Raw genomic sequence first — 23,985 nt, 5'->3', positions numbered from 1 at the left:
TTGAATGCCGAGTGGGTTGGATTTGCCTTCCGCCCAGCAAAAGGCGGAAGGCCAGTCAATTCGGATCAGCCCTCGCCGGGTCCTTTACAGTCGATGATTTGTTCCATCGTGTAATCGGTCCAGCCGGGAACGGTCACTGATACGGGCCACTCTGGGTCAAGGTTAGGATTCTGAGCCGCTGTGATCGTTTCACGGCCTGCGTCCGTCGCATTCTCCCAAAGCACAGGATCTACAAGAACGGTTTTGTTCTCAGGTGCCTTGCCGTTAAGAATGTCGACAGCCAGAGCAATGCCTGCGCCGCCGACTGAGCCAGGATTTGTTACCGCTGCGCCATTCAATCCTTCAACCTCGGTCAAGTATTGAACAAAGCCCGCGTTGTCTGCGCCGACGATCGGCACCAAAGGTGCCCCGGATTCGGTGAACGCATCGACGATTACGTTGTCGATGCCGCTGGTCCAGACACCGTCAAACGGGATGCCGGTGGCCAGGTAATCAAAGATCTGTTGCTTACCCTGGTCTTGCTGCCAGCCGGTGAAAACTTCATGCACCACATTGATATCGGGGTGTTCTGCCAACGCGCGTTTAAAGCCGTTGTCGCGGTCAGTATCGGCTGAGACGCCAGCAATGCCTCGCATATAGACAACGTCACCTTTGCCACCGAGCTGTTCAAATAACCACTTGGCGCCAAGATAGGCGTATTCTTCTTGATTGTTCGAAAGAATGTAGGCGCCTTCAGCCGAAACACCGGCATCCACGGCAACAATGACGATATCTTGCGCCATTGCTTTTTCCAGTGCCGAATTCAAAGCATCCGGGTTGGATGGGTTTAGCACGATGGCGTCTACACCCGCTTCGATGAGGTTGTTGATGTCTTCCAGTTGCCCGGCTGAATCGGTGTTGCGATGCGCAACGATCAGGTTCGTCACATCGGCTTCGACCAGAGCTTGGGCACGCATGGCGCAAATCATCTGTTCGCGCCAACCATTACCTTGAACGGTGTTGGACACTCCGATTGTGTATTGCTTGTGCCCGTCAGCCATCGCCACAGTTGAAAGAGACGCTGAAACTGCAAGAGCAGCAACACCATAAAGTAGGTTCTTCATTTTAGTTTCCTCCCAGTTTTAGTCATTTCAAATTTGATAATTTCTTCACTTGATGAATGGTGACAGGACATCCCGGGCCAGCAGAAAACCCCGCTTGACCTTTTCGTCAGTCCCTTCGAACAATCTGTCTTCATGTTCGATAATGATCGGACCGTCGTATCCGGCGCGGTACAGGCCGGAAAAGAAACCGGACCAGTCCACATCGCCCAGCCCGCAAAGCCGTGGGATTTGCCATCCCATGCCGGTAGACATCACACCGTTCTCATAAAGCCCGTCCTCATCAACCATCACGTCTTTGGCATGGGCATGAGCCATGTGAGAACCGAACTCCTTGATGAACCGTGTCTGATCGATGAACTGCCAGATCAGATGTGAAGGATCGAAGTTCATGCCAACCGCATCGCCCCATTCCTCGAATATTCGCCGCCAGATTCTTGGCGAGTAAGCAATGTTGTGACCCCCGGGCCATTCGTCATAGCTGAAGATCATCGGGCAGTTCTCAAAGCACAGACGCACACCAGAGTTTTGTGCATGCTTCACGATCGGATCGAAAATTTCGGTGGCACGCTCCCAGTTCGCGTCTAGATGCAGAGTGCGATCTCCGCCGACGAATGTGTTGACAACTTTGATGCCCATAACACCGGCGGCGGTGATTACTTTGTTAAGATGTCCAATAACTTCAACCCGATACTCTTCATCGGCGTGGAGCGGGTTGGGATAGTATCCCAGACCTGAAATCTCGATCCCCTGATCGCCGAGTTGCCCGACAATTTCATTGCCCTGATCCGCGGAAAGGCCATCTACGTTGATGTGGCTGGTTCCCGCATAGCGCCGTTGTTCGCCACCTGAAGATGGCCAGCAGGCGACCTCCATCGCCGAAAACCCATTGGAACCGGCCCAGGCCGCCACCTCAGTCAATTGAGAGTTTTCGAATGGTGCAGTCAGTAAGCCCAGTTTCATGTCATCGCCCTCAAATCTCGCTCAAATCGACCCAGCGGCTCTCACTCGCCGATTTCACGACGGCATCGCAGAACTGCATCTCATAGTGGCCGTCCTCAAATGTCGCCCATGTGCTGCCTTGTTGCCGCCCGCCTGCGATGACGTCGGCATAGACCGCCCGGAAAAAGTTGAAGAATGAATCTGCGAAACCTTCGACATGCCCGGGCGGCAAGGTGGCGGCTGCGATCCCCGGACCGTTCATCAAGGTGAAGTCACGCATCAGGGTCTGGTTGGGCGCGTCACGATGCCCAATGAACAGATGATCAGGAGTTTCACTGTCCCAAGCCGCACTGGCATTTGCTCCGGCGATGTCCCATTGCAATGAGTTCTTTCGCCCCATATTCACTTGGGATGTGCTCATCACGCCGCGTGCTCCGTTTTCGTAACGGATTAGGATCATAGCAGCATCATCGGTATCGATATGCACACTTTCGGTTTCGCCGGTTCCGCTGGCAAACGTCTCAACCGAGCCGAGAGGTTTCTGGCGTTCCGGGATAAAAGTAGCCAGTTCCGCCATGACCGATGCCGCTTTCAAGCCAGTGACAAAGCTCGTCAGGTCAACCCAGTGCGTTCCAATGTCACCGACCGAACGCAACACACCACCCATTTCGCTTTCCAGCCGCCAGTTCCAGTCGTTGGGCTTGGCAAGCCAGTCCTGATGATAGTGCCCGGTAACAAAACGGATATCACCCAGATCCCCGGCCATAACCATTCCGTGAGCCTGCTGGTTCAGTGGATAAAACCGAATGTTGTAGCAAACCGCTGCAACCTTGCCAGAAGCCTTGGCAAGGTCGACCATTTCGGCGCTTTCTACGGACGTCATGGCAAGTGGTTTCTCGCAGATGACGTGTTTGCCCGCAGTCAGGATCGATTTCACTTGCGGATAGTGTGCGTGGTTAGGGGTCGTTACGTGTACTATATCGATGTTTTCATCCGCCAACAGATCCTCCAGAGAGTCATAAGCTCGGGCCACGCTCATTGCCCGCGCTCGTTCCCTTCCGCGCTCTGGCGATGACCCAAGAACACCTCTTACGTCCACGCCCAGACGCCGAAGCGCCTGAACGTGCACTGTTCCTATGAAGCCGGTCCCGATCACCGCAGCGCGGATTTTTGCGAAGTCACTCATCGTGCGCTCCTGTCAAACAACCGAATACCCTCCGTCCACGATCACGCAGGCACCGGTCACAAAGGCTGCCGCATCGGATGCGAGAAACAAGGCTGTTCCAGCGATATCTTCTGGGTGACCCCAGCGTGCCAAGGGTGTGCGTGCTTCTACAGCTGTTGAGAAACTGGCGTCTTTTCGGGCTTTCGCCGATTGCTCGGTCACGATGAACCCGGGCGCGATCGCGTTCACCCGAATACCGTCTTTGGCCCACGCAATCGCCAGTGATTTTGTTAGTTGTTCCACGCCGGCTTTTGATGCGCCATAGGCTGGGTTGAGCGGTGAACCAAAGCGCGCATACATGGAGGCCACATTTATGACGCGCCCTTTCGCGACCGAAAGGGCAGGGTGCAGCGCTTCGGCGCAGCGAAAAGACCCGGTCAGATTTACGTCCAGCACGTGGGAAAAGAACTCAGGTGCCATTTCTTCACCGCGTCGAGTCACCGCCGCACAGTTTACCAAGACGTCAATATGGTCCCGCTCACCTGCAAAATTGTAGACTTCCTCGGTGTTGGTTACATCCAGTTGAATGTAGTCAAACCGGGCGGCGTCCTCTTCGACGCATTGCGGTTCCACACCGGTAATCTCCACTGTGGCACCCGAGTCCTGGAATTCTCTTGCAATAGCGGCACCAATGCCGGCTCGGCTGGCACCGATCACCAGGACCTTTGCCCCGGCAAAGTCGAATGTGACCTTCGAAACCATCAAAGAACCCGGCTTTTGTTGCGTTTGAATTCGGATGCCATCAGTTTCCCTCGTTTGGCGAAATCGTTACTGCAAACGATTACATTTTGGGAAATACCTACTTTCCAAATTGTGTAAACGATTACATAATCGGCATCACATGAGATTCGAGTCAAGCCAGAAATCGACTGCCAAGCAATGAGCAAGATACCCAAACCCGCCACAATACAGGACGTCGCACGTGTTTCGCAGGTGTCGACAGCCACTGTCAGTCGTGTTCTGTCCAATCCCGATCTGGTGTCAAAATCAACACGTGTTGCTGTTTTGGAAGCTATTCGCGAGACGGGATATCGCGTTAATCAGGCAGCCCGAAACCTGCGGATGAAAAGGGCGGGGGCCGTACTGATCCTTGTTCCCAACCTCGGCAAACCTTTCTATTCGGGCATACTTGCCGGTATCAGTGAGGGGTTTGCGGGCTCGGACTATGCAGTTCTGATCACCGACACCGAAAGCAATCCGCTTCAGGAAGAAACTCTTGCTGGGTACTTTCGAGACGGCCGGATAGATGGCGCAATCTCTTTGGATGGTGGCATTCCTTCGACCGCACTTCAGCAATGCGTCACATACGGCGCGGGCGACCGCATAGTATTTTTGTGTGAATGGGTGGAAGGCGAGGCCTTTCCGGTGATTTCCAGCGACAACGCCGAAGGTGCGCGATTGGCGATCAGGCATCTGCATGATTTGGGCCACAAAAATATCGCGCATGTTACCGGTCCCGACGGGAATGTTCTGACGACCGCTCGGCGTAAGGGCGTGGTCGAAGAACGGACACGCCTGGGGCTTCCAGCGCGGCCCGAGTGGATTATCAGGGGCGACTTTTCGCTGGAATCCGGACATGAGGCCGCCAGACGAATACTTGCGATGGATGAGCGCCCAACGGCGGTGTTCTGCGCCGCGGATATGGTTGCCTTTGGGTTGATTTCTGGGCTGGTCGCGGGTGGTTTGAAGGTGCCCGGTGACATTTCGGTTGTTGGTTTCGATGATATCGAAATGTCAGGATCTTATGTTCCGGCTCTGACAACAATCCGACAGGACCGACACCAACTGGGACGCCGTGCGGCAGAGGTTTTGCTTGGCCAGTTGGCGAACACTGGCAAAGCGCTTCCAATGAAATCAGCGCTTCCCGTAGAGCTTGTAACGCGGGCGAGCTCTGCGCCGCCCAATTAGCGAAGTCAAAATTTTGGCGCCTTTGCTATAGTCAACGAAGACGCGCTGTGAGCGATGGAGACAGGGGAAATGAGTAAGTCGACCACACCCATTGGCTCTGAACTCACTGTTCGGGATTATTCCCTGACTGGTGTGAATACGCGTCAAGCGATAGAAAACGGTCTTTCGGCCGCAGAGTGGTACCACAGCGATGTTCCTCGTAAGAAGCTGAAATCGCTTATGAAGCGCAGGGATGCGCCGGCCATTCGTGACACAGTGATCTGGATCGCTTTGCACTTTGTATTTGCGGCTGGCGGGCTATACTTCTGGGGTAGCTGGCTTTGCGTGCCTTTCTGGTTTGTTTACGGTGTCGTGTATGGTTCGGCCTGCGACAGCCGTTGGCACGAATGCGGACACGGAACAGCCTTTCGAACCCGATGGATGAATGACGTCGTGTACCACATCGCGTCCTTCCAGATCATGCGAAACCCGGTCAATTGGCGATGGAGCCACGCGCGGCATCACACCGATACACTCATTGTTGGCCGCGATCCGGAAATAGCGTGGATGCACCCGATCAGCCTGATCCTGAAGGCGCTTGCATTTGTAGGGATTTTTGAGACCTGGACTTCACTCAAAGTTCTAATGCGAAATGCCATGGGGAACTTGTCGCAAGAAGAGCAGGATTACATTCCGGAAAGCCAATGGCCCAAAGCGGTCCTTTGGGCGCGGATTCACATTGCGATCTACGCCGCTGTTTTGTTGATTTCATTTGTTTTGCTTGTCTCCGGGGCCGCATGGAAATCCCTGATCCCCATACTCTTGATCGGAGGTCCTCGGGTCTATGGGTGTTGGCATTTTGTAATGACGGGGTTGCTTCAGCATGGAGGGCTTGCGGAGAACGTTCTTGATCACCGTTTAAATTCACGTACACTTTATATGAACCCGATAAGCCGTTGGGTTTACTGGAACATGAATTACCATATTGAGCATCACATGTTCCCGATGGTTCCGTATTACTCTCTTCCAGCGCTTCATGATCTGATCAAGGATGATCTGCCGCCGCCGAATACTTCGATTTGGGACGGCTACAAAGAAATGATGGGTTCCGTCATGAAGCAGCGTGTTGACCCGAGTTACGCCATACGAAAGTCTCTCCCGCCGACGGCCCGCCCATATCGGGAACATTTTCACTTGGGAGTTCCGGAGAGAAACACGGGGTTAGAAATCGGTGATCGAGGAGGAACGTAATGCCTTGGGTTGACGCATGCGCCGTAGACGATGTTGAGGAAGAAGATCTCATTCGTTGGGACCACGACGGTAGAACCTACGTGATTGTTCGCAGTTTGGACAATGAGTTCTATTGCACCGACGGCCTCTGTACACACGAACAAGTGCACTTATCGGACGGTCTGGTGATGGACAATGAGATAGAGTGCCCCAAGCATAATGGGCTATTCGACTATCGCACGGGCAAAGCTTTGAGGGCACCCGTATGCGAAGATCTTCGCACCTACGAAACCAGAGTAGGAAATGGTCGCGTCATGGTATTGGTGGAATGACTTTTTGGGCTAGGAGTGGTTTGTGATCGAGCTGTCCGCAACAGGCATCCGGCTTTCATTCGATTTGCAGTTGGGGTTGATCGAGAGTTTCAGTGTGTACGACGGTAACGCTGAGATTTCACCACTACATCGCGCACCTTGGGTTGGCACAGACGAAGTTATGCCCGAAGGTATAGCACCTCATTTGGAAAAACTCGGCGGTGATTTCTTCTGCGCCCCATTCGGGTCAACTGAGGGGACATCGCCGCTGCATGGGTGGCCAGCTAACTCTCGTTGGAGACTTGAAGAAAAGACCGACAGCTATTTGCGCGCTGAGCTCGACAGAACGGTCTATGGAGCTAGGCTGCAAAAAGAGATTACACTGCATCCTGAGCATCCATTCGTCTACCAGCGTCACACTTTCATTGGTGGCGACGGCACGATGCCGGTTGCAAATCACGCAAATGTATCCTTGCCCAATGGTGGGATCATTCATACCTCTCGAAAGCAGTGTTGGAGAACGCCTAAGGTTGAACAGGAAGTTGATCCGGCATTAGGCTATTCAGCGCTTAGATATCCGGCTGAAAGCCAAACGTTGGCGTCTTTTCCCGGGAAAGACCGCGAAGTGAATCTGTCAAACTACCCATGGACTCCACAGAGTGAAGACTTTGTTGTTGGATTGGATTCGCCTGATGAGAAATTGGGTTGGACCGCGGTAACTCGCCCCGTGGAGGGCGACATGTTCCTGTCGCTTAAATCGGCTCAGGCTTTGCCGATGACGATGTTGTGGCATTCGAACGGTGGTCGATATTATGCTCCTTGGTCGAGCCGCCACTTCGCCTGCCTTGGGGTTGAGGAGGGGGCCGCTTCGCCCATCCTGGGAAATGTCGAAAATAGTTTCCCGAACGATCACGGCGTCATTCATCTAAACCCCGATCGCCAAGTTGAGGTTACACATGTCATCGGGGCGCTTCGTTGGCGTAGTGGAGCCAGGGTGATTGCAGTTGAAACTCTGGGAAACCAACTTTTGATCCGAGGTACAGAAAATCAGGAGATTCTTGTGCCATTCGATCCGCAAGCCCTGAACATTTGAACGGGTGGTGCAGGGGAAATTGGCTTGAGACAGGCAGGGCAGTTTCGTAGCTTCGCTTGATGACAAAAACGCTCACTTTTATGCTGCTTCAAAACCAAGCCTGAGATCATTCGTCTAGCAGTGATGGTGTATGTTCGATTCTGGTTGAATAGGTTTGGCCCTATCTGTGCCGCAGAAAATAGCCGAAAACGCATAGATCGGATGCGATGTTTCGCGAACTGGTAGCGGCATCTAAAAAAGGTTATTGTTGAAGATCAACGGCAAGCAATATCACCTGTGGCGGGTAGCCGACCATGAAGGCGAGGTGCTGGATATCTATGTCACGAAGCGCCGGGATCGTGTTGCGGCCTTTCTACACTTGAAGAAAGCGATGAAACGATACGGCCAGTCAGGTTTCGTCGTCACTGACAAGTTGCACTCTTACAACGCGGCGATGAAAGTCATAGGTAATGCCTCAAGGCAAGAAACTGGCCGTTGGAAGAACAATCTTGCTGAGTATTCACATCTTCCGTCGGCGAAAAGAACGTGCGATGCTCTGCCTCCGGCAAATGTGATGTTTGCAAAATTTTGCCGCAGACGACACTTCCGTCCATAGTCACTTCAATCATGAACGGCAGCTTTACTCACGCGACAAGTTCAAACTCAGTTGAACTGCCGCCCTTTCGGCGTGGAGCCAATTTAGTTTCGCCTAATTTTTAGCTTTCTGAGGTAGACTGAGACTGGTTCGAATTTGCCTGACAGCACCGCCACTCAGCCTGTTTCACCAAGCAACCTGCGATTTCTTTCTTCTGCAAACGCAGATTGGCTTCGCTGCAAGAATGTGCGTCGCGCTGCAGATCCTTCGAGAATATTTCCCACGAATAAGGGTCAGTTGCCCTGATTGCGGGCTTCCAACCGTTCAAGGTTCACAACGGTCGACAACATCAACCTGTCATGGCTCCAGTCGTCTACAGGCTGCAATGACGCAGCGCCTAACGCCAATGTCACAGCAAAAGCTGCGCTTAGGGCAAAGAACAGAGGGGGCATTGTGGGTTGGATTGCAGGGGCATCTGCCAGGGCAATCACACGTTGACGCAAGACGCGTTTGGCCTTGCCCCCTTTAACCAAAGCCACATTCAATACACGCGGGCTGCCGCGCATTACTGTATTGGAGCAATAGTTCAGCAGGCAGGAGGTGTATTCGACCGCGTTGATTCCACGGCGCGAAACGACGGATTGATCACAGGCCAGCTCGCGCAGCCGATCGAATTGAAACTTGAGAATCAGATATGCCGGGTTCCAGAACAGGAACGGCCGCAAAAGCTCGAACCCCAGTTCCCATTCAACATCGGCAGCCCTGACATGTTGCAGCTCGTGTGCAAGGGCAAACCGCATATCGCTGGGGGTGTTGAGCAGATGGCTGGGCAATACCACATGCCTGCGCCACAAACCGCGAACGGCGAAGGGGACTGTGACCCGGTCGGACAGGCGGATATCGACCTTTTCCGAGCTTCGCCACAGATAGCTGGAGCGCACAATGCCTCGGATTGCTAACCCGTCACGGATAATGCGCAGGATGCAGACCGCAGAATAGAGCGCCATTACCACCAAGATTGCCGATATAATCGGGTTTTCGCCTGAGAGGGTCTGTTCGATCCACCTTTGCCGGGTATTTAGCAGGGCCTCGAACTGGGTGGCGGGCATGGCGATATCGCCACGCAGATAGGCGGCAACCGCAAGATCCCCAATGGCGACCCCGCCTTCAACGGAATACATCGCCATGACCAAACCAGCCCCGATTGCCAAAAGGGGGCTGAGCAGGACGCAAAGACACAGAATTTTCAATGCGCGTAGCTGTGCAACAAACCCGTGTCGCATCTGCGTCATTGAAACCACGTATCTTGCCGCGATCCATACAATAGCCGCTAGGGCAAGAACCAGATTCAGTTCGAGAAATGCGTCGAGAACCGGTTTAACCGCTGTCATTTTGCAGTCTCCTCTCTACCAGTGCCCGAATATCCTCAAGATCTGCCTCGCTCAGACCGGCGTCATCTACCAACCGTGCAACCAGCGTGGCTGGTGTGTCATCGAACAGGGTTCGTGACAGGTTCTGCAGTGAACGCGCCTGATACCTATCCTTTTCCAGAAGCGGCGTATAACTCAGGGTCTTGCCGTTTTTGCGACTTTCTACAAAGCCTTTTTCGTCAAGAATGCGAAGGATTGTTGCCCCTGACGTATAGGCCAGGTTCCGATCTGGTGGCAGCCGGTCCAGTACATCACGCACCGAGCCCTGACCCAGAGCCCAGAGTTCGTTCATGAACTCCAGTTCGACCTCGGTCAGCAGGTTTGTCGTCTTTTTCTTTCGCATTGATCCCAGTGCCGTCATTTTTCCTGTGCCTGACAGACAAGCATCCTTTGATGGTTTCGCAAAGCCTAAACTTTCCAGAACACGAAAACGCCCCAGCCGATGGACAGGAACAGCGGTGTCCAGACCGGTTGCCCGACTAGCCCTAACCAGGCCAGAAAAATGTAAGCTGCCCCAAGCAATGTGATGAACAGCCGGTCGCCCAATGTGGTGGTCAAGCCCAGAACGCCGCGCCGTTCAATCCCGTCGCGGAATTTGAACCCTTCCAGCAGACCGATCAGCGCGATGGCTGAAAAGATGCCGACAAATACGGCCAGGGTTGCCGGTGTCCACGCCATCCAGAAATCCGGCCACAAGGGCGCAGTCCAGGAAAACTCTTTTTCTTCGGGCTGACCCACACTTCCCCACCCGGCCTGTGCTTGCGCCAAGGCCGAACCCGGGATCAGAAAGGGGATCAAAAGCAGTTTACGCATATCGAACCTCATACACGCCCCATCGCGAAACCACGCGCGATGTAGTTGCGGACAAACCAGATGACGATGGCTCCGGGGATGATGGTCAGCGTCCCGGCGGCGGCCAGCAGGCCCAATTCGTACCCGGCGCTGGACGCGGTTCGGGTCATTACGGCAGCGATGGGTTTGGCCTCGACCGCTGTCAGGGTCTTGGCCAACAGCATTTCGACCCATGAGAACATGAAGCAGAAGAATGCCGCAACGCCTACACCCGCTTTGATATTTGGCAGGAATATCGTGACGAAAAAGCGCGGGAAGGAATACCCGTCGACATAAGCGGTTTCGTCCAACTCTTTGGGGATGCCACGCATGAACCCTTCCAAAATCCACACCGCTAGCGGCACGTTGAACAGCGTATGCGCCAGCGCCACCGCCAGATAGGTGTCAAACAACTGGATTGACGAATAGAGCTGAAAGAACGGCAAGGCGAACACCGCAGCCGGTGCCATCCGGTTGGTCAGCAGCCAGAAGAACAACTGCTTGTCCCCTAGGAACCGATAGCGTGAGAACGCATAGGCCGCTGGCAGGGCGACACAGACGGAAAGTACCGTGTTCAGCGTCACATAGGTGATCGAGTTGATGTAGCCCCAATACCACGTTGGGTCTGTGAAGATCGTGATGTAATTTTCCAGCGTAAAGGTCTGCGGGAACAGAGAAAAACCCGACAGGATCTCGTTCGTGGTCTTGAAGGACATCGCCACCAGCCAATAGATCGGCAGCATCAGGAACGCGATATAGAGGATCGGGATGAGGGAGCGCTTTTTCATTCGGCGTCATCCTTTGTCATCAGAGTGTAGAAGACCCATGAGACCAGCAGTGTGATGGCGAAATAGATCAAGCTCATCGCAGCCGCAGGGCCAAGGTCGAACTGTCCCAGCGCGATCTTCACAAGGTCGATCGACAGTAAGGTGGTCGAGTTTCCGGGACCCCCGCCAGTCAAAACGAAGGGTTCGGTGTAGATGTTGAAACTGTCCATGAACCGCAGCAGGATGGCGATTGTCAGAACCGTCTTCATCTTGGGTAACTGGATATACCGGAACACTGACCACGGGCTTGCACCGTCGATCTTGGCCGCCTGATAATAGGCGTCCGGGATCGAAACCAGGCCCGCGTAACACAGTAGAACCACCAGCGAAGTCCAGTGCCAGACATCCATGACGATGACAGTGATCCAAGCCGACAATGGTTGCTGTGTCATGTCATAATTGATGCCCAGCACGTCATTCAGAAAATACCCCAGCAGGCCGATTTTGGGCAGGGTAAAGATGTTCCACATCGAGCCGACGACGTTCCAGGGGATGAGCATCGGCAGAGCCATCAGCACCAGACAGACCGGCACCCAAAAGCCTTTGCGCGGCATCGACAGGGCAACAATGATGCCCAGCGGCACCTCGATGATCAGGATCATGAAGGTAAACAGGAACTGTCGCCCCAAAGCGGCCTGAAAACGGTCGGAGCGCAGGATTTGTTCGAACCATCCCAGCCCTTCCCAGAAGAACTGGTTATTGCCGAAGGTCTCCTGCACCGAGTAGTTGACCACCGTCATCATTGGCACCAGCGCGTTGAACGCGACCAGTGCCAGAACCGGCAGGACAAAGAACCATGCTCTTTGGTTTATTGTTCTCATTGGGCCCGCTCCTGCGTTGCGATCCAGCCGTCGCGATAGACGCGGGACTGCTCGGGTTTGAATTGCAGAAAGACCATCGAGCCTTGTTCGGGCGCATTGTGTTCGGTGACGGCCTTGATCGGCGTGTTCCCAACCATGGCACTGACCACGTAATGGCGCCCGATATCGGCTACTTTGGTGACATGTGCCGGTATGCCGGATTGGCCGAAGCCTACATATTCCGGGCGTATTCCCAGATCGGTGCGACCACCTTCACCATGGGTCGGACCTTCCAAGGCCACCTCATGCCCTTCGAAAATAGCGCGATCGCCCTTAGTCTCGCAGGGTAAGACATTCATGCCGGGCGAGCCGATAAAGTGACCAACGAATGTATGCTGAGGCCGCTCGAACAGTTCAACCGGCGTACCGATCTGAACCACTTCACCATCCTGCATGACCACGACTTCATCAGCAAAAGTCAACGCCTCGGTCTGGTCGTGGGTGACGTAGATCATTGTGGCTTTTACGCGCTGGTGCAGCTCTTTCAACTTGGACCGCAGTTTCCATTTCAGATGCGGGTCGATCACGGTCAGCGGCTCATCAAACATCACCGCATTCACGTCATCGCGCACTAGTCCGCGCCCCATCGAGATTTTTTGCTTGTTGTCCGGGCTCAGGCCAGAGGCTTTGGTGCCCAGCATATCCGCGACATCCAGCATTTCGGCAATCTCATCAACACGCCGCTTGATGGTTGCCGCGTCAACGCCCCGGTTTTTCAGAGGAAAGGCTAGGTTCTCGCCTACGGTCATCGTGTCGTAGATCACTGGAAACTGAAAAACCTGCGCAATGTTGCGCTGATCAGGGGGCAGGGCGGTCACGTCGCGGTCATCAAACAGGATCTGCCCCTCGGAGGGTGTCAGCAGGCCCGAGATGATGTTCAGCAGCGTAGACTTGCCGCAGCCCGATGGCCCCAGCAACGCATAGGCCCCACCATCGCGCCAAGTGACGTCGATTTCCTTCAGCGCATAATCCTCGGGGCCTTGCGGCGATGGCAAATAGCTGTGTCGAAGGTTTGAAAGCTTGATCTGTGCCATGTCAGGCCACCCTTTTGCCGTCTTGGCCGAAATACCGGCAATGGGCCGGATTCATATAGAAACTATGGTCTTCGCCAACCTGATAGGGATGTACGCCCGCCGCCAATGAAACCCATGCGTCGTTCCCATGTTGGAAATGCGCACTGGAGTCAGATCCGGATAGCTCGGTCACGATCACACGCCCGGTCAATTCTACATCTGCGTCCGATGTGCGGAATGGCGTCACGCGATGCGGGCGTACCGCAACTGTGTATTCACCGTCTGCGATGCCGGTGACGGCCCATCCACCGCCCCCTGCAAGTTGCGCCTGCGCACCCGAGACGGTGATATGCGCGACGTTGATGGGCGGATCCGAGAACACACGTGCGGCAGCGATGTTTTCCGGATTGCGGTAGATATCAGCGGTTGGCCCAAATTGGGTGACCCGGCCGTCTGCCATCAGAGCGGTATGACCACCGAGCAGCAATGCTTCTTCCGGTTCTGATGTCGCATAGACCACAACGGCCCCGCGTCCGGCAAAAAGATCAGGAAGTTGCTCGCGTAGCTCTTCGCGCAGTTTGTAGTCCAGATTGGCAAGGGGTTCATCAAGGAACACGGCCCGGCTTTCCTTGGCAATCGCGCGGGCCAAAGCGGTGCGTTGTTGTTGTCCACCCGACAGCTCGTGCGGGCGGCGCTGCAGCATCGGGCGCAGCTGCAGCAGATCAGCGGCCTCTTCCACGCGGCCTTCGATTTCGCTTTTCGCCATGCCTGCTACGCGCAGGGGCGAGGCAATGTTGTCGAAAACGCTCATATGGGGGTAATTGACGAAAAACTGGTGCACCAGACTGATCTTACGCTTCTGCGTATTCAGCCGAGTCACGTCCTGACCGTCCATCAGGACTTTGCCTGCGGCGATCGGATCCAGTCCGGCCATCATCTTGATCAGTGATGTTTTCCCGGAACCGGTGGCACCCAGTAACACATTGAAATGGCCTGTTTGCAGCGTCAGATTCGTGGGTTTGATATGGATGACGTTGCCGACCCGTTTGGTCGCGTCTTGAAGTTCGATCATCTGGTGTTCTCTGGGGGTATTTGGGGGTAGGCCGGGTCTGAGCCCGGCCTACGAGTTTACGCTTACTTGGACTGCCAGCGCTGAACCAGTTCGTCATAGTTGACGGTCTGGCCTTGCGGCTTTTCGTTCTCCAGCTTGGCTTTTGGCGAACCCGGCTTTTCCAGCCAGAAGGACGCATCCTGCGGCTCGTTCAAGCGCGGACCACAACCGCCGTAGACACCGGCGCTTTCATCCGCGGCCTGCATCCGGCCCATTGTGATGTCCATCTCTTCGGCCAGACGATCCATCGCTTCTTGCGGAGTGAAGGCACCCGAGTTCACGTCACCAATCTGCTGCCACCAGATCTGGGCCAGCTTCGGATAATCCGGCACGTTGATGCCGGTGGGCGACCATGCCACACGGTCAGGCGAGCGGTAGAACTCGACCAAACCACCCAGCTTGGGCGCGCGTTCGGTGAACGACTCGTGGTTGACCGAGCTGTCGCGGATGAAGGTCAGACCCACGTGGGACTTCTTCACGTCGACCGTCTTGGACGTCACGAACTGGGCATAGAGCCAAGCCGCCTGAGCACGATCCGCCGGGGTCGACTTCAGGAAGGTCCAGGATCCCACGTCCTGATACCCAACCTTCTGACCGTCTTCCCAATAGGGGCCATGCGGGCTCGGCGCCATCCGCCAAAGCGGTGTGCCTTCGTCGTCGACGGTGTTGTTGCCTTCGGACTTCGGCTTCACCATGTCGGCGGTAAAGGCGGTGTACCAGAAGATTTGCTGGGCCACGTTGCCTTGGCTAAGCGCCGGCAGCGACTGGTAGAAGTCATAAGACGCGGCACCTGGAGGCGCATAGTTGCGCAGCCATTCGTCCCATTTGCGGATCGCATAGACCGCAGCCGGACCGTTTGCAGCACCACCGCGCGACACAGATGCGCCAACAGGGTTACAAGTGCCCGCTTCCATGCGGATGCCCCATTCGTCAACGGGGATACCGTTCGGCTCACCCTTGTCGCCAGCACCAGCCATCGACAGCCACGCGTCGGTCATACGCCAACCCAGGTCAGGTGCGCGTTTGCCGTAATCCATGTGGCCATAGATCGCGGTACCGTCGACTTCTTTCACATCGTTGGTGAAGAAATCGGCGATGTCTTCGTAAGCGGACCAGTTGACCGGAACGCCCAGATCATAGCCGTACTTCTCTTTGAACGCGGCTTTGTTTGCCTCATCGTCGAACCAGTCCTTGCGGAACCAGTAGAGGTTCGCAAACTGCTGATCAGGTAGCTGATACAGCTTGCCATCCGGACCGGTGGTGAACTGAATGCCCATGAAGTCATCCAGATCCAGCGTCGGAGAGGTCGTGCCCGCCCAGTCGCCACCCATCATGTCGGTCAGCGGATACGCCAACTGCAGACGCGAGTGGGTGCCGATCAGGTCACTGTCGTTCACGTAGCCGTCATACAGGTTCCGACCTGTTTGCAGCTGGGTTTGAACGGCTTGAACTACTTCGCCTTCACCCAGAATCTGGTGATTGACCTTGATGCCGGTAATTTCTTCGAACGCCTTGGTCAGAACCTCAGATTCGTAAGAGTGCGTAGGGATGCCTTCGGACAGGACGTTGATTTCCATGCCATTGTAAGGCTGTGCAGCTTCGATGAACCATTGCATCTCGGCCATCTGTTCGTCTTTCGACAGGGTTGATGGCTGGAATTCGTCGTCGATCCAGCGTTGTGCTGCGGCTTCGTCGGCCCAAACGGGACCGTGCCCCGCAATGACGGCAGCCGCCGCCACTGCGGAAAGTAGATGTCTCCGCATCTGTTTCCTCCCAAAGATAATGTGATCCGGCGCAGACCGGATGACGATCAGCATCAGCGATTTGCCTCCTGCGTGTCAAACTAAATTTTTAGTAATTGAGGTGATGACCGGTATAAATTTCTGAAAATGAATTGATTTATGTCATGTTTTAAAGCACCATTTGCCCATTAATTTCAGTTCGCAGACCCCTTGAATGCAGGGTCGCGCGCATGGTTTTTCGGCAGACGCTGTGATGCGGGTCCATTTGAAAAGCAGACTTTTGTGACCGTTTGCTGCACGATTTGAGTTCAATCAAGTTTTCAGGCTATGAGGATCGGAAATGTCCCGAAGTCTTCTGAAATTTACCCGCGTTCTCGAGATCGTGGGGGATACGCTAAAGATAAAAGTTCCGAGTGACGGGTCCGCTGACGCGACGGTGCGTTTCAACGATCTGGCCGTGATCGAAACTGTCGATGGGCACAGAACGCTGGCACAAGTCATCTTCATCGACCGCGATGTGATAACCTTGCAAGTGTTCTCGGGTACCAAGGGGATTTCGACCGAGGCGACAGCAACGTTCCTTGGTCATCCGATGCAAACCCCGTATTCGGCCAATATTCTGGGCCGGGTGTTTGACGGCGCAGGCGAGGCGATTGACGGCGGTCCGGATTTGTCTGCCGAACCGCGCATCGACATTGGGGGACCGACGGTGAATCCGGTTGAGCGGTCGGTTCCCAACAAGATGATTCGCACGGATGTGCCGATGATCGACGTGTTCAATACGCTGGTCGAAAGCCAGAAGATCCCAATATTTTCGGTATCCGGCGAGCCGTTCAACGCGTTTCTCAGCCGCATCGGCATTCAGGCGGATGCGGATATTGTTGTGTTTGGCGGGCTAGGGCTGATTTTTGACGACTACCACACGTTCAGAACCTCGTTCGAGGATGCGGGCGTGTTCTCGCGGACCGTGATGTTCGTCAATCAGGCCATGGACCCGTTGGTAGAACGCCTGCTGGTGCCGGATATGGCGCTGGCCGTTGCCGAGAAATTCGCTGTGGAAGAGGGCAAGCGTGTTCTGGTCCTGCTGACGGATATGACCGCCTATGCCGATGCGATGAAAGAGGTTGGGATCAGTCAGGAGCGCGTCCCATCGCAGCGTGGATATATGGGCGATCTCTACTCGCAACTGGCACGACGGTATGAGAAAGCTTGCGACTATGCCAAAGGTGGATCGGTTACTGTGCTGACTGTCACAACCATGCCCGGGAATGACGTGACGCATCCGGTGCCGGACAACACCGGATATATCACTGAAGGCCAGTTTTACCTGCATTCCGGGGTGATCGACCCGTTCGGCAGTTTGTCGCGCCTCAAGCAGAATGTAATCGGCAAGACCACGCGCGAAGACCACGGCCAGATCATGAACACGATGATTCGGTTCTATTCCGAAAGCCGAGATGCCGCGCAGAAACAGGCCATGGCGTTTGACCTATCGGATTATGACAACCAGTTGCTGAAATTCGGCGCTTTGTTCCGCAAACGCTTTATGGACATCAACGTCTCGATCCCGCTGGAGGATGCGCTAGATCTGGGATGGAAGACACTAGCTGAATGCTTTGCCCCCGAGCAGTTGCTGATGAAGCAGGATCTGATCGACAAATACTTCCCAAAGGATGCACATGGCGCGGTTGCAGCTGAATAAATCGTCGCTTGCGCGCGAGCAGACGCAGCTGAAAAGCTATGAGCGGTTCTTGCCGTCTTTGGACCTGAAGCGTCAGCAACTGATGGCTGAACGGGCCAAGGCACGTAAAAATGTGCAGTACCTGCAGGAGGAGGTGACGCGCTTAGCACAGCAGGTCGGGGAAAAGCTGCCCATGCTGGCGCAACTAGGTGTCGACCTGGAAGGGTTGGTCGAACTAAAGGATTACCGGCTGAAGAAGGTCAACGTTGTTGGCGTTACCATGCCCGATCTGGACCGAATCGAGGTCGCGGTACGTCCGTATTCCCTTTTGGCCAAGCCACATTGGGTGGATGCAGTGGCGCTTTTGTTGCATGACATGATCGAAGCCCGATTGCGCGTGAAAGTGGCCGAAGAAAGGGTTAGGATTTTTGACAAATCAGTCGCCACGATCACCCAGCGCGTCAATCTGTTCGAGAAGGTGTTGATCCCGCGCGCCAGGGCCAACATCAAGAAAATCCGCATCTATCTGAGCGATGAACAGATGCAATCCGTTGTGCGCTCGAAAATCTCCAAACGCAAACATGCGAAGGAGGTTGCGGCATGAGTGTTGCAAGGCTGAAGAAACTGTCTTTGGTCGGCCGCGCCGCGAACAAGGGGGACACTCTGGGCGCGCTGCAGACATTGGGATGCATGCATGTTTTACCTTTGGCACCGCCGCCGGCAGAGCTAGAGCGGATCAACGAGCGTGGAGCCCGAGATGCGTATAAAGCATTGCGGTTTTTGAAAGAATCGTCGGAAACGCGCCGTCAGGTTCGGCGCGATTCTGATTTTGATATGGACCAGTTCGTCGGTGAAGTCCTGGACTTGATGCAGCGCATAAGGGATATGACCGACCACCGGGATTTTCTATCCCACCGGATCGCTCAGGTGCGCCCGTGGGGAGATTTGGATTTTCCGCCGAGTGATGTGTTGGCAGGCAACCGGCTTTGGTTCTATCAACTGCCGCTAAAGCACCGTGAGGCACTGGCGGAGCTTCAGTTGCCCTGGGCCATCCTGCAAGAGGATCACCGGTTTCTCTACGCCGTTCTGATCGCCCCGGAAGATCCCGAAGACGACATCCTTCCAGTGCCGCGCACCCATACGGGTTCGTTGCCCATTCACGAGCTTGAAGCTCAGCTGGAAGAGGCCGAAATCGCCATTGAGGCGCTGGAAGCCGAGCGTATCGGGCAGACCCGTTTTCTGACGTTGATGCGGCGTAATCTTGCCGCCGCCGAAAGCGCAGCCGAACTGGCCCATGCCACGCAAAAGGTCCGCGACGAAGGCAAAGTGTTTGCCTTGCAGGGTTGGGTGCCCAGCGATCAGGTCGAGGCTGTCCTGGACATGGCCAATTCGCAGAACGCCGCTGTTTTGATCGAAGACCCGGGCCCGAACGAGATGCCTCCGACGCTGCTTGAGCAGCCGGAAAATCGCAGTGCAGCGGTAGACCTTGCCCTGTTCTATCAGGTTCCTGGGTACCGAGAATGGGACCCCAGCATAATCGTGTCCGTCTCGTTCGCGATCTTCTTTGCGATGATCGTTGCGGATGCCGGCTATGGCCTGGTTATCCTGCTGGGGCTGTTGACCTTCTGGAAACGTCTCGACAATACACCGGCGAAAAGATCGTGGCGGCTTTATGGTCTGATCATCTCGGGCGCGACGGTCCTATACGGGATTTTGGTTGGAAGCTATTTTGGCGCTTCCCCGGCCTCGGGCACGATCTGGGGGAAACTCAAGCTGTTGGACCTGAACAATTTCGACTCGATGATGATGATTTCAATCGTGGTCGGCGTTCTGCACCTGATATTGGCGAATGCGCTTGCAGCACGCGCGTCTTGGGGGCGGCGCAGTTCCGTTGCCAATCTTGGCTGGATCGCGGTGTTGATCGGCGGGTTCATACTGTGGCTGAGCTATATGAAAGGCGGACCAACTGCACCGGGGGCCGCGATCATGATCGCTGGGGCCTTGGCGATCCTTCTGTTCACCAGCGAGCGCGAGATTGCCAAACCCTCTGACTGGCTGTGGCGCCTGATAGAGGGCGTGCAGGGGTTGGCCGGGGCGATGGGGGCCTTTGGCGATGTGCTTAGCTACATGCGCCTGTTTGCGCTGGGGCTGGCCTCGGCTTCGCTGGCGATCACGTTCAACGATCTGGCGGTCTCGGTGATGCAGTCCCTGAAAGGGCTGGGCCTTCTGTTCGGAGTGTTGATCCTGATCGCCGGGCATATCCTCAATTTCGCGCTCGCCATGATGAGCGGCGTCGTTCACGGATTACGTCTCAATTACATCGAATTCTTTAAATGGGGCCTGCCGGATGAAGGCATCGTCTTTCGCCCGTTCGCCCGCAAGGAGGTTCAGGAATGAATGAGCTTGTACTTACATTGGGCTGGTTGGGAATCTATGCCCCCATGGCGCTGGGCGCCGCAGCAAGCGCGATTGGCTGTTCCATTGCTGGACAGGCCAGTATCGGAGCGATGACGGAAACCGAAGGCGGGTATGGCCGGTTTATCGGCGTGTCGGCCTTTCCATCGACGATGGTGATCTACGGCATCGTCATCATGTTCACGCTGAACCGCGATGTGACGCCTGAAAATGCAGGCGGGCTGTTCGGGATCGGTATCCTGTCGGGCATCGCCCTGATGTATTGCGGCATCTGGCAGGGAAGGGCCTGTGCTGCAGCGATTAATGCAACCAAGGAAAAGCCCGAGATTTTTGGCCTGGCACTTGCGCCGGCTGCAATCATCGAGGGCTTTGGCGTATTTGCCTTTGTCTTTGCTTTGGTCATCAGCGCGGGGATTAGCTGATGGCACAGGACGGGATGATTTCGCATGGGGTGGATGCGCTGATCGACAAGCTGCGCAGCGATGGTGTGGCTGCCGGTCAGGCCGATGCAGACAAGCTGCGCGCTGATGCCAAAGCCGAGGCGGCCAAAATTCTTGCCGATGCCAAGCGCGACGTAGATGAGTATCGGAAAAAGGCCCGTGCCGAGGCGGATAATTATCGCACAGCCGGAGAAGAGGCGCTGAACACAGCGATGCGTGATGCGGTGCTTACAATGAAGGCCGGTCTGACAGATCGATTCCGCAAGGATGTTGAACGGCTGGTCACCCAAGAAATGACTGATCCTGAACTGCTGAAACAAATGATCCTTGAAGTCGTCGGTCGCGCCGCGTCAGACGCCAGACTGGAAGGGCCCGCGCAGGTCATACTGCCCCCCAGGGTCGCCACTCAGGATGACATCAAACAGAACGCCGATGATATTCAGTCGGGAAAGCTGACGCGTTACGTTCTGGGACTGACGGCTGAAATGCTGAAGGAACAGGTTGAGCTGCACAGCGCGGATGACACCCAGAATGGCATCCGCATCCGGGCTGATGAACAGGGGGTTGTTCTGGATCTGACCGATAAGGCCGTCGCCTCGTTGTTAATGGAACATTTGCAGCCGCGCTTTCGTGCTGTTTTGGAAGGTGTGATCCGGTAACATGTCGGACCCTGACGCCTATATCGCGCTGATCAGCAGCTTGCCGGGTTCGGAACGGTTGTTCATCGCCAAACAACCTCCGCTGTCGCGGCTCAGGCTGGACCGGCGCTTGCGGGCGCTGACACCAGCGGATGCGCGGGTTCTGGAGGTAATGGAACACGCTCTAAACTGGAACAACTATGATATGAACGTCACGGATGCACAGACCATTGAGCGATGCAAAGAAGCGTTGCGGCACATTCCACAACCGACCTTGCGCAAGCTGTTCATGGAACGGATGGATTTGAGGACGGCGGTTGCCGCGCTGCGCCTGCGCAAACAGGGGGGTGCTGCACCTAGTGGCGTCTATGGCATTGGACGCTGGAGCCGACACATTCCAGCCAACTGGGGCGACCCTGCCTTTCGGCTGGAAACCCCAATGCCCTGGATCAAAGAAGCCAAACACTTGCTGGATGTCGATGACCCCCTGGGGCTTGAACGGTTGCTTTTGTCGGTCAGCCATAAGCAACTGAAACGCTACGCCGCGCGCCATCTGTTCGATTTCGAAGCCGTGGCGATTTATGTTCTGATCTGGAATATTTTTGATCGCTGGGCGCAAAGCAATGCGCGTGACGCGGCAACGCGCTTTGAGAAACTGGCGCAACACGCCATGGCAAGTGCGATCGACTTGGATTTTGAGGGAGTAAGCGCATGACAGCCCCAACCTCCGCCACGCAGACCTCTACTGCCCGCGTCGTCTCGGTACAGGAAGGGCTGGTACAGATTCAGGCGAACCCTGATGCCACAGGCCATCCCGGACAGCTGGTCAAGAATGAGGTCGTTTTCATTCTGCCCACGCGGCCCGGCCCCGGTGGACGTCAGGAACGTCTGAAAGCCGAAGTGTTACGGGTGCGGGGCGACACTGCCGATGTGCAGGTTTACGAAAGCACTGATGGCGTCGCCGTGGGCGACCCAGTCGAACAATCCGGGCAGCTGCTCTCGGTCGAACTTGGTCCTGGGCTGTTGGGGCAGGTGTTTGACGGCTTGCAGTCGCCTTTGGCCAAAGTGGCGGCAGAATTCGGAACCTTTCTGCCGCGTGGGGCGGACGTGGCGCCGCTGGACACTCAGGCAAAGTGGTCGTTTACCCCATCGGTCAAGGTGGGCGACACGGTCACTGCAGGCGACAGCATCGGGGCGGTGCCCGAGGGGCATTTCACCCATAAGATCATGCTGCCCTTTAATTGGGTTGGGGATTACAAAGTCATTTGGGTTCAGAAGGGTGCGGCCATGATCCATGATATCGTGGCGCGGCTTGAAGATGCACAGGGGGGTGAGCACACGCTGACCCTGTCGCAGAAATGGCCGGTACGGCGGGCTTTGCCGGAAAACGTTCTGAAACGCACCTTGTCCGAGCGGCTCTATCCAACCGAACCTGTCCTGACCTCTCAGCGCCTGATCGACACGTTCTTTCCGATTGCCCGCGGTGGGACGGCCTGTATTCCCGGTCCGTTCGGCGCAGGCAAGACGGTGCTGCAGAACCTGGTTGCACGCAACGCCAAGGTGGACATCGTGATCGTGGTGGCCTGTGGTGAACGCGCTGGTGAGGTTGTCGAGACGATTGCGGAATTCCCGAAGATGACCGACCCGACCACTGGCGGCAGTCTGATGGACCGGACGATCATCATCTGCAACACCTCCTCGATGCCCGTAGCTGCACGCGAGGCGTCTATATTCACCGGAATCACTCTGGGCGAATATTACCGTCAGATGGGGTACGATGTGCTGCTGATTGCGGACAGTACCAGCCGCTGGGCACAAGCGATGCGCGAGACATCGGGCAAACTGGAAGAAATCCCCGGCGAGGAGGGCTTTCCCGCCTATTTGGAAAGCTCAATCAAAGGGCTGTACGAGCGGGCCGGAGCGATGAAGACCAATGATGGGGACACCGGCAGCCTGACCCTGATCGGGACCGTGTCACCGGCAGGTGGGAACTTTGATGAACCGGTCACGCAATCGACGCTGTCCACGGTGAAGTGTTTCCTCGGCCTGTCGTCCGAACGCGCCTATAAGCGGTTCTATCCTGCGGTCGATCCGATGCTCAGCTGGTCGCGTTATCTGGAACAGCTCTCGGACTGGTACGACACCAACGCCGAGGCCGGATGGACAGGCAAAGTGCGCGACTTGCTGGCATTGATCGAAAGGGGTGAACAGGTTGACCAGATGATGCAGGTGACCGGCGAGGAAGGGGTCACGATCGAGGATTTTGTGACTCAGCAAAAGGCGCTGTTTGTCGACATGGTCTATCTGCAGCAGGATGCCTTTGACCCGGTGGATGCGTCGGTGCCGCTAGAGCGTCAGAAGATGACGTTCAAACTGGTCTATGGCGTCACTCAATCCACCGCGCAGTTCGCCGACAAGGCCGAGGTGCGCCAGGTCTTCACTCAGCTTACGGGATTGATGAAGAACTTCCACTATGCCGCCGAAAACACGCCGGAATTCAAATCTGTCTGGGGACAGGTGCAGGCCCTGTGTCAGGAAAAGTTCGGTGTGTGAAGAAATGGTAGCCCGTAGGGGAATCGAACCCCTCTTTCCAGGTTGAAAACCTGGCGTCCTAACCGATAGACGAACGGGCCAC

Annotated in this window: 23 protein-coding genes, 1 tRNA gene and 1 pseudogene; 12 read left to right on the top strand and 13 right to left on the bottom strand. The window is 55.5% G+C overall.

The genetic code is table 11. The features are described 5' to 3' along the window. Positions 1-65: 65 nt before the first annotated feature. From AC2FJW_RS11645 to AC2FJW_RS11630, 4 genes are read right to left on the bottom strand one after another with little or no spacing between them, the layout of a single operon-like run. Positions 66-1,103, bottom strand: a complete 1,038-nt coding sequence (locus AC2FJW_RS11645) for an ABC transporter substrate-binding protein (RefSeq protein ID WP_142634734.1) — start codon at positions 1,101-1,103, stop codon at positions 66-68. 45 nt (positions 1,104-1,148) lie between these two features. Next, complete coding sequence (locus AC2FJW_RS11640; RefSeq protein WP_496750142.1) at positions 1,149-2,063, bottom strand: sugar phosphate isomerase/epimerase family protein; 915 nt, start codon at positions 2,061-2,063, stop codon at positions 1,149-1,151. A gap of 10 nt (positions 2,064-2,073) precedes the next feature. Continuing rightward, the gene (locus tag AC2FJW_RS11635) at positions 2,074-3,228 is read right to left on the bottom strand and encodes a Gfo/Idh/MocA family protein (protein WP_496750141.1); all 1,155 of its coding nucleotides are present in this window, start codon (positions 3,226-3,228) and stop codon (positions 2,074-2,076) included. Positions 3,229-3,240: 12 nt separating this feature from the next. Next, entirely contained in the window at positions 3,241-3,969 is a 729-nt protein-coding gene (locus AC2FJW_RS11630; protein ID WP_496750140.1) for an SDR family NAD(P)-dependent oxidoreductase, read from the bottom strand. 177 nt (positions 3,970-4,146) lie between these two features. Here AC2FJW_RS11630 and AC2FJW_RS11625 point away from each other — a divergent pair, with 177 nt between their 5' ends. The 5 genes and pseudogenes from AC2FJW_RS11625 (at position 4,147) to AC2FJW_RS11605 (ending at position 8,438) form a co-directional block, all read left to right on the top strand. Further along, positions 4,147-5,175 carry a LacI family DNA-binding transcriptional regulator gene (locus tag AC2FJW_RS11625; RefSeq protein WP_496750139.1) on the top strand — a complete coding sequence of 343 codons (1,029 nt, stop codon included), beginning with the start codon at positions 4,147-4,149 and terminating at the stop codon, positions 5,173-5,175. A 69-nt stretch (positions 5,176-5,244) separates the two neighbouring features. Next, entirely contained in the window at positions 5,245-6,405 is a 1,161-nt protein-coding gene (locus tag AC2FJW_RS11620; RefSeq protein WP_496750138.1) for a fatty acid desaturase family protein, read from the top strand. Next, the gene (locus AC2FJW_RS11615) at positions 6,405-6,716 is read left to right on the top strand and encodes a MocE family 2Fe-2S type ferredoxin (protein WP_496694939.1); all 312 of its coding nucleotides are present in this window, start codon (positions 6,405-6,407) and stop codon (positions 6,714-6,716) included. The genes AC2FJW_RS11620 and AC2FJW_RS11615 overlap by 1 nt, the downstream gene beginning before the upstream one ends. Positions 6,717-6,738: 22 nt before the next feature. Next, complete coding sequence (locus AC2FJW_RS11610; protein ID WP_496750137.1) at positions 6,739-7,788, top strand: hypothetical protein; 1,050 nt, start codon at positions 6,739-6,741, stop codon at positions 7,786-7,788. A 105-nt stretch (positions 7,789-7,893) separates the two neighbouring features. Beyond that, positions 7,894-8,438: pseudogene (locus AC2FJW_RS11605) on the top strand (DDE-type integrase/transposase/recombinase). Between the two features lie 217 nt (positions 8,439-8,655). Here AC2FJW_RS11605 and AC2FJW_RS11600 read toward each other — a convergent pair. From AC2FJW_RS11600 to AC2FJW_RS11565, 8 genes are all read right to left on the bottom strand, one after another. Next, positions 8,656-9,753, bottom strand: coding sequence for a M56 family metallopeptidase (locus AC2FJW_RS11600; RefSeq protein WP_496750136.1), 1,098 nt, complete (start codon positions 9,751-9,753; stop codon positions 8,656-8,658). Next, on the bottom strand, positions 9,740-10,135 hold the full coding sequence (locus AC2FJW_RS11595) for a BlaI/MecI/CopY family transcriptional regulator (RefSeq protein ID WP_142634715.1): 396 nt from the start codon (positions 10,133-10,135) through the stop codon (positions 9,740-9,742). The genes AC2FJW_RS11600 and AC2FJW_RS11595 overlap by 14 nt, the downstream gene beginning before the upstream one ends. Before the next feature lie 65 nt (positions 10,136-10,200). Further along, positions 10,201-10,605, bottom strand: coding sequence for a DUF2160 domain-containing protein (locus AC2FJW_RS11590; RefSeq protein WP_281972348.1), 405 nt, complete (start codon positions 10,603-10,605; stop codon positions 10,201-10,203). Positions 10,606-10,613: 8 nt separating this feature from the next. After that, complete coding sequence (locus AC2FJW_RS11585; RefSeq protein WP_142634711.1) at positions 10,614-11,411, bottom strand: carbohydrate ABC transporter permease; 798 nt, start codon at positions 11,409-11,411, stop codon at positions 10,614-10,616. Beyond that, positions 11,408-12,271 (bottom strand): carbohydrate ABC transporter permease, encoded by an 864-nt coding sequence (locus AC2FJW_RS11580; RefSeq protein WP_496750135.1) that lies wholly within the window; start codon positions 12,269-12,271, stop codon positions 11,408-11,410. Before AC2FJW_RS11580 ends, AC2FJW_RS11585 begins: the two co-directional genes overlap by 4 nt. Continuing rightward, a complete protein-coding gene (locus AC2FJW_RS11575) occupies positions 12,268-13,344 on the bottom strand; it encodes an ABC transporter ATP-binding protein (RefSeq protein ID WP_496750134.1) in 1,077 nt (358 codons plus the stop codon). Before AC2FJW_RS11575 ends, AC2FJW_RS11580 begins: the two co-directional genes overlap by 4 nt. Position 13,345: 1 nt before the next feature. Beyond that, a complete protein-coding gene (locus AC2FJW_RS11570; RefSeq protein WP_142634705.1) occupies positions 13,346-14,395 on the bottom strand; it encodes an ABC transporter ATP-binding protein in 1,050 nt (349 codons plus the stop codon). A 62-nt stretch (positions 14,396-14,457) separates the two neighbouring features. Further along, the gene (locus tag AC2FJW_RS11565) at positions 14,458-16,197 is read right to left on the bottom strand and encodes an ABC transporter substrate-binding protein (protein ID WP_496750133.1); all 1,740 of its coding nucleotides are present in this window, start codon (positions 16,195-16,197) and stop codon (positions 14,458-14,460) included. Between the two features lie 319 nt (positions 16,198-16,516). On the opposite strand from AC2FJW_RS11565, the gene AC2FJW_RS11560 reads away from it, so the two are divergent. Genes AC2FJW_RS11560 through AC2FJW_RS11530 form a run of 7 tightly spaced genes read left to right on the top strand, consistent with a single transcriptional unit; the run spans position 16,517 to position 23,903 of the window. Continuing rightward, entirely contained in the window at positions 16,517-17,878 is a 1,362-nt protein-coding gene (locus tag AC2FJW_RS11560; RefSeq protein WP_282021390.1) for a V-type ATP synthase subunit B, read from the top strand. Continuing rightward, on the top strand, positions 17,856-18,461 hold the full coding sequence (locus AC2FJW_RS11555) for a V-type ATP synthase subunit D (protein ID WP_496750132.1): 606 nt from the start codon (positions 17,856-17,858) through the stop codon (positions 18,459-18,461). Before AC2FJW_RS11560 ends, AC2FJW_RS11555 begins: the two co-directional genes overlap by 23 nt. Next, positions 18,458-20,254: a V-type ATP synthase subunit I gene (locus tag AC2FJW_RS11550; RefSeq protein ID WP_496750131.1), complete on the top strand. Its 1,797-nt coding sequence runs from the start codon at positions 18,458-18,460 to the stop codon at positions 20,252-20,254. Before AC2FJW_RS11555 ends, AC2FJW_RS11550 begins: the two co-directional genes overlap by 4 nt. After that, a complete protein-coding gene (locus AC2FJW_RS11545) occupies positions 20,251-20,694 on the top strand; it encodes an ATP synthase subunit C (protein WP_281972343.1) in 444 nt (147 codons plus the stop codon). Before AC2FJW_RS11550 ends, AC2FJW_RS11545 begins: the two co-directional genes overlap by 4 nt. Further along, positions 20,694-21,371 carry a hypothetical protein gene (locus AC2FJW_RS11540; RefSeq protein ID WP_142634693.1) on the top strand — a complete coding sequence of 226 codons (678 nt, stop codon included), beginning with the start codon at positions 20,694-20,696 and terminating at the stop codon, positions 21,369-21,371. Before AC2FJW_RS11545 ends, AC2FJW_RS11540 begins: the two co-directional genes overlap by 1 nt. A gap of 1 nt (position 21,372) precedes the next feature. Continuing rightward, the gene (locus tag AC2FJW_RS11535) at positions 21,373-22,065 is read left to right on the top strand and encodes a hypothetical protein (RefSeq protein WP_281994823.1); all 693 of its coding nucleotides are present in this window, start codon (positions 21,373-21,375) and stop codon (positions 22,063-22,065) included. Then, positions 22,062-23,903, top strand: coding sequence for a V-type ATP synthase subunit A (locus AC2FJW_RS11530; RefSeq protein WP_496750130.1), 1,842 nt, complete (start codon positions 22,062-22,064; stop codon positions 23,901-23,903). Before AC2FJW_RS11535 ends, AC2FJW_RS11530 begins: the two co-directional genes overlap by 4 nt. Before the next feature lie 5 nt (positions 23,904-23,908). Here AC2FJW_RS11530 and AC2FJW_RS11525 read toward each other — a convergent pair. Beyond that, positions 23,909-23,983, bottom strand: a tRNA-Glu gene (locus tag AC2FJW_RS11525). Between the last annotated feature and the right edge of the window lie 2 nt (positions 23,984-23,985).

It is taken from the genome of Ruegeria sp. CDSA020, from assembly GCF_059612345.1.
This window is presented reverse-complemented; position numbering and strand designations above follow the sequence as displayed.

Excerpts from the sequence above, each read along its gene's own strand:
- AC2FJW_RS11645 (WP_142634734.1), bottom strand. The coding sequence starts at position 1,103 with ATGAAGAACCTACTTTATGGTGTTGCTGCTCTTGCAGTTTCAGCGTCT.
- AC2FJW_RS11640 (WP_496750142.1), bottom strand. The coding sequence starts at position 2,063 with ATGAAACTGGGCTTACTGACTGCACCATTCGAAAACTCTCAATTGACT.
- AC2FJW_RS11635 (WP_496750141.1), bottom strand. The coding sequence starts at position 3,228 with ATGAGTGACTTCGCAAAAATCCGCGCTGCGGTGATCGGGACCGGCTTC.
- AC2FJW_RS11630 (WP_496750140.1), bottom strand. The coding sequence starts at position 3,969 with ATGGTTTCGAAGGTCACATTCGACTTTGCCGGGGCAAAGGTCCTGGTG.
- AC2FJW_RS11625 (WP_496750139.1), top strand. The coding sequence starts at position 4,147 with ATGAGCAAGATACCCAAACCCGCCACAATACAGGACGTCGCACGTGTT.
- AC2FJW_RS11620 (WP_496750138.1), top strand. The coding sequence starts at position 5,245 with ATGAGTAAGTCGACCACACCCATTGGCTCTGAACTCACTGTTCGGGAT.
- AC2FJW_RS11615 (WP_496694939.1), top strand. The coding sequence starts at position 6,405 with ATGCCTTGGGTTGACGCATGCGCCGTAGACGATGTTGAGGAAGAAGAT.
- AC2FJW_RS11600 (WP_496750136.1), bottom strand. The coding sequence starts at position 9,753 with ATGACAGCGGTTAAACCGGTTCTCGACGCATTTCTCGAACTGAATCTG.
- AC2FJW_RS11595 (WP_142634715.1), bottom strand. The coding sequence starts at position 10,135 with ATGCGAAAGAAAAAGACGACAAACCTGCTGACCGAGGTCGAACTGGAG.
- AC2FJW_RS11590 (WP_281972348.1), bottom strand. The coding sequence starts at position 10,605 with ATGCGTAAACTGCTTTTGATCCCCTTTCTGATCCCGGGTTCGGCCTTG.
- AC2FJW_RS11585 (WP_142634711.1), bottom strand. The coding sequence starts at position 11,411 with ATGAAAAAGCGCTCCCTCATCCCGATCCTCTATATCGCGTTCCTGATG.
- AC2FJW_RS11580 (WP_496750135.1), bottom strand. The coding sequence starts at position 12,271 with ATGAGAACAATAAACCAAAGAGCATGGTTCTTTGTCCTGCCGGTTCTG.
- AC2FJW_RS11575 (WP_496750134.1), bottom strand. The coding sequence starts at position 13,344 with ATGGCACAGATCAAGCTTTCAAACCTTCGACACAGCTATTTGCCATCG.
- AC2FJW_RS11570 (WP_142634705.1), bottom strand. The coding sequence starts at position 14,395 with ATGATCGAACTTCAAGACGCGACCAAACGGGTCGGCAACGTCATCCAT.
- AC2FJW_RS11565 (WP_496750133.1), bottom strand. The coding sequence starts at position 16,197 with ATGCGGAGACATCTACTTTCCGCAGTGGCGGCGGCTGCCGTCATTGCG.
- AC2FJW_RS11560 (WP_282021390.1), top strand. The coding sequence starts at position 16,517 with ATGTCCCGAAGTCTTCTGAAATTTACCCGCGTTCTCGAGATCGTGGGG.
- AC2FJW_RS11555 (WP_496750132.1), top strand. The coding sequence starts at position 17,856 with ATGGCGCGGTTGCAGCTGAATAAATCGTCGCTTGCGCGCGAGCAGACG.
- AC2FJW_RS11550 (WP_496750131.1), top strand. The coding sequence starts at position 18,458 with ATGAGTGTTGCAAGGCTGAAGAAACTGTCTTTGGTCGGCCGCGCCGCG.
- AC2FJW_RS11545 (WP_281972343.1), top strand. The coding sequence starts at position 20,251 with ATGAATGAGCTTGTACTTACATTGGGCTGGTTGGGAATCTATGCCCCC.
- AC2FJW_RS11540 (WP_142634693.1), top strand. The coding sequence starts at position 20,694 with ATGGCACAGGACGGGATGATTTCGCATGGGGTGGATGCGCTGATCGAC.
- AC2FJW_RS11535 (WP_281994823.1), top strand. The coding sequence starts at position 21,373 with ATGTCGGACCCTGACGCCTATATCGCGCTGATCAGCAGCTTGCCGGGT.
- AC2FJW_RS11530 (WP_496750130.1), top strand. The coding sequence starts at position 22,062 with ATGACAGCCCCAACCTCCGCCACGCAGACCTCTACTGCCCGCGTCGTC.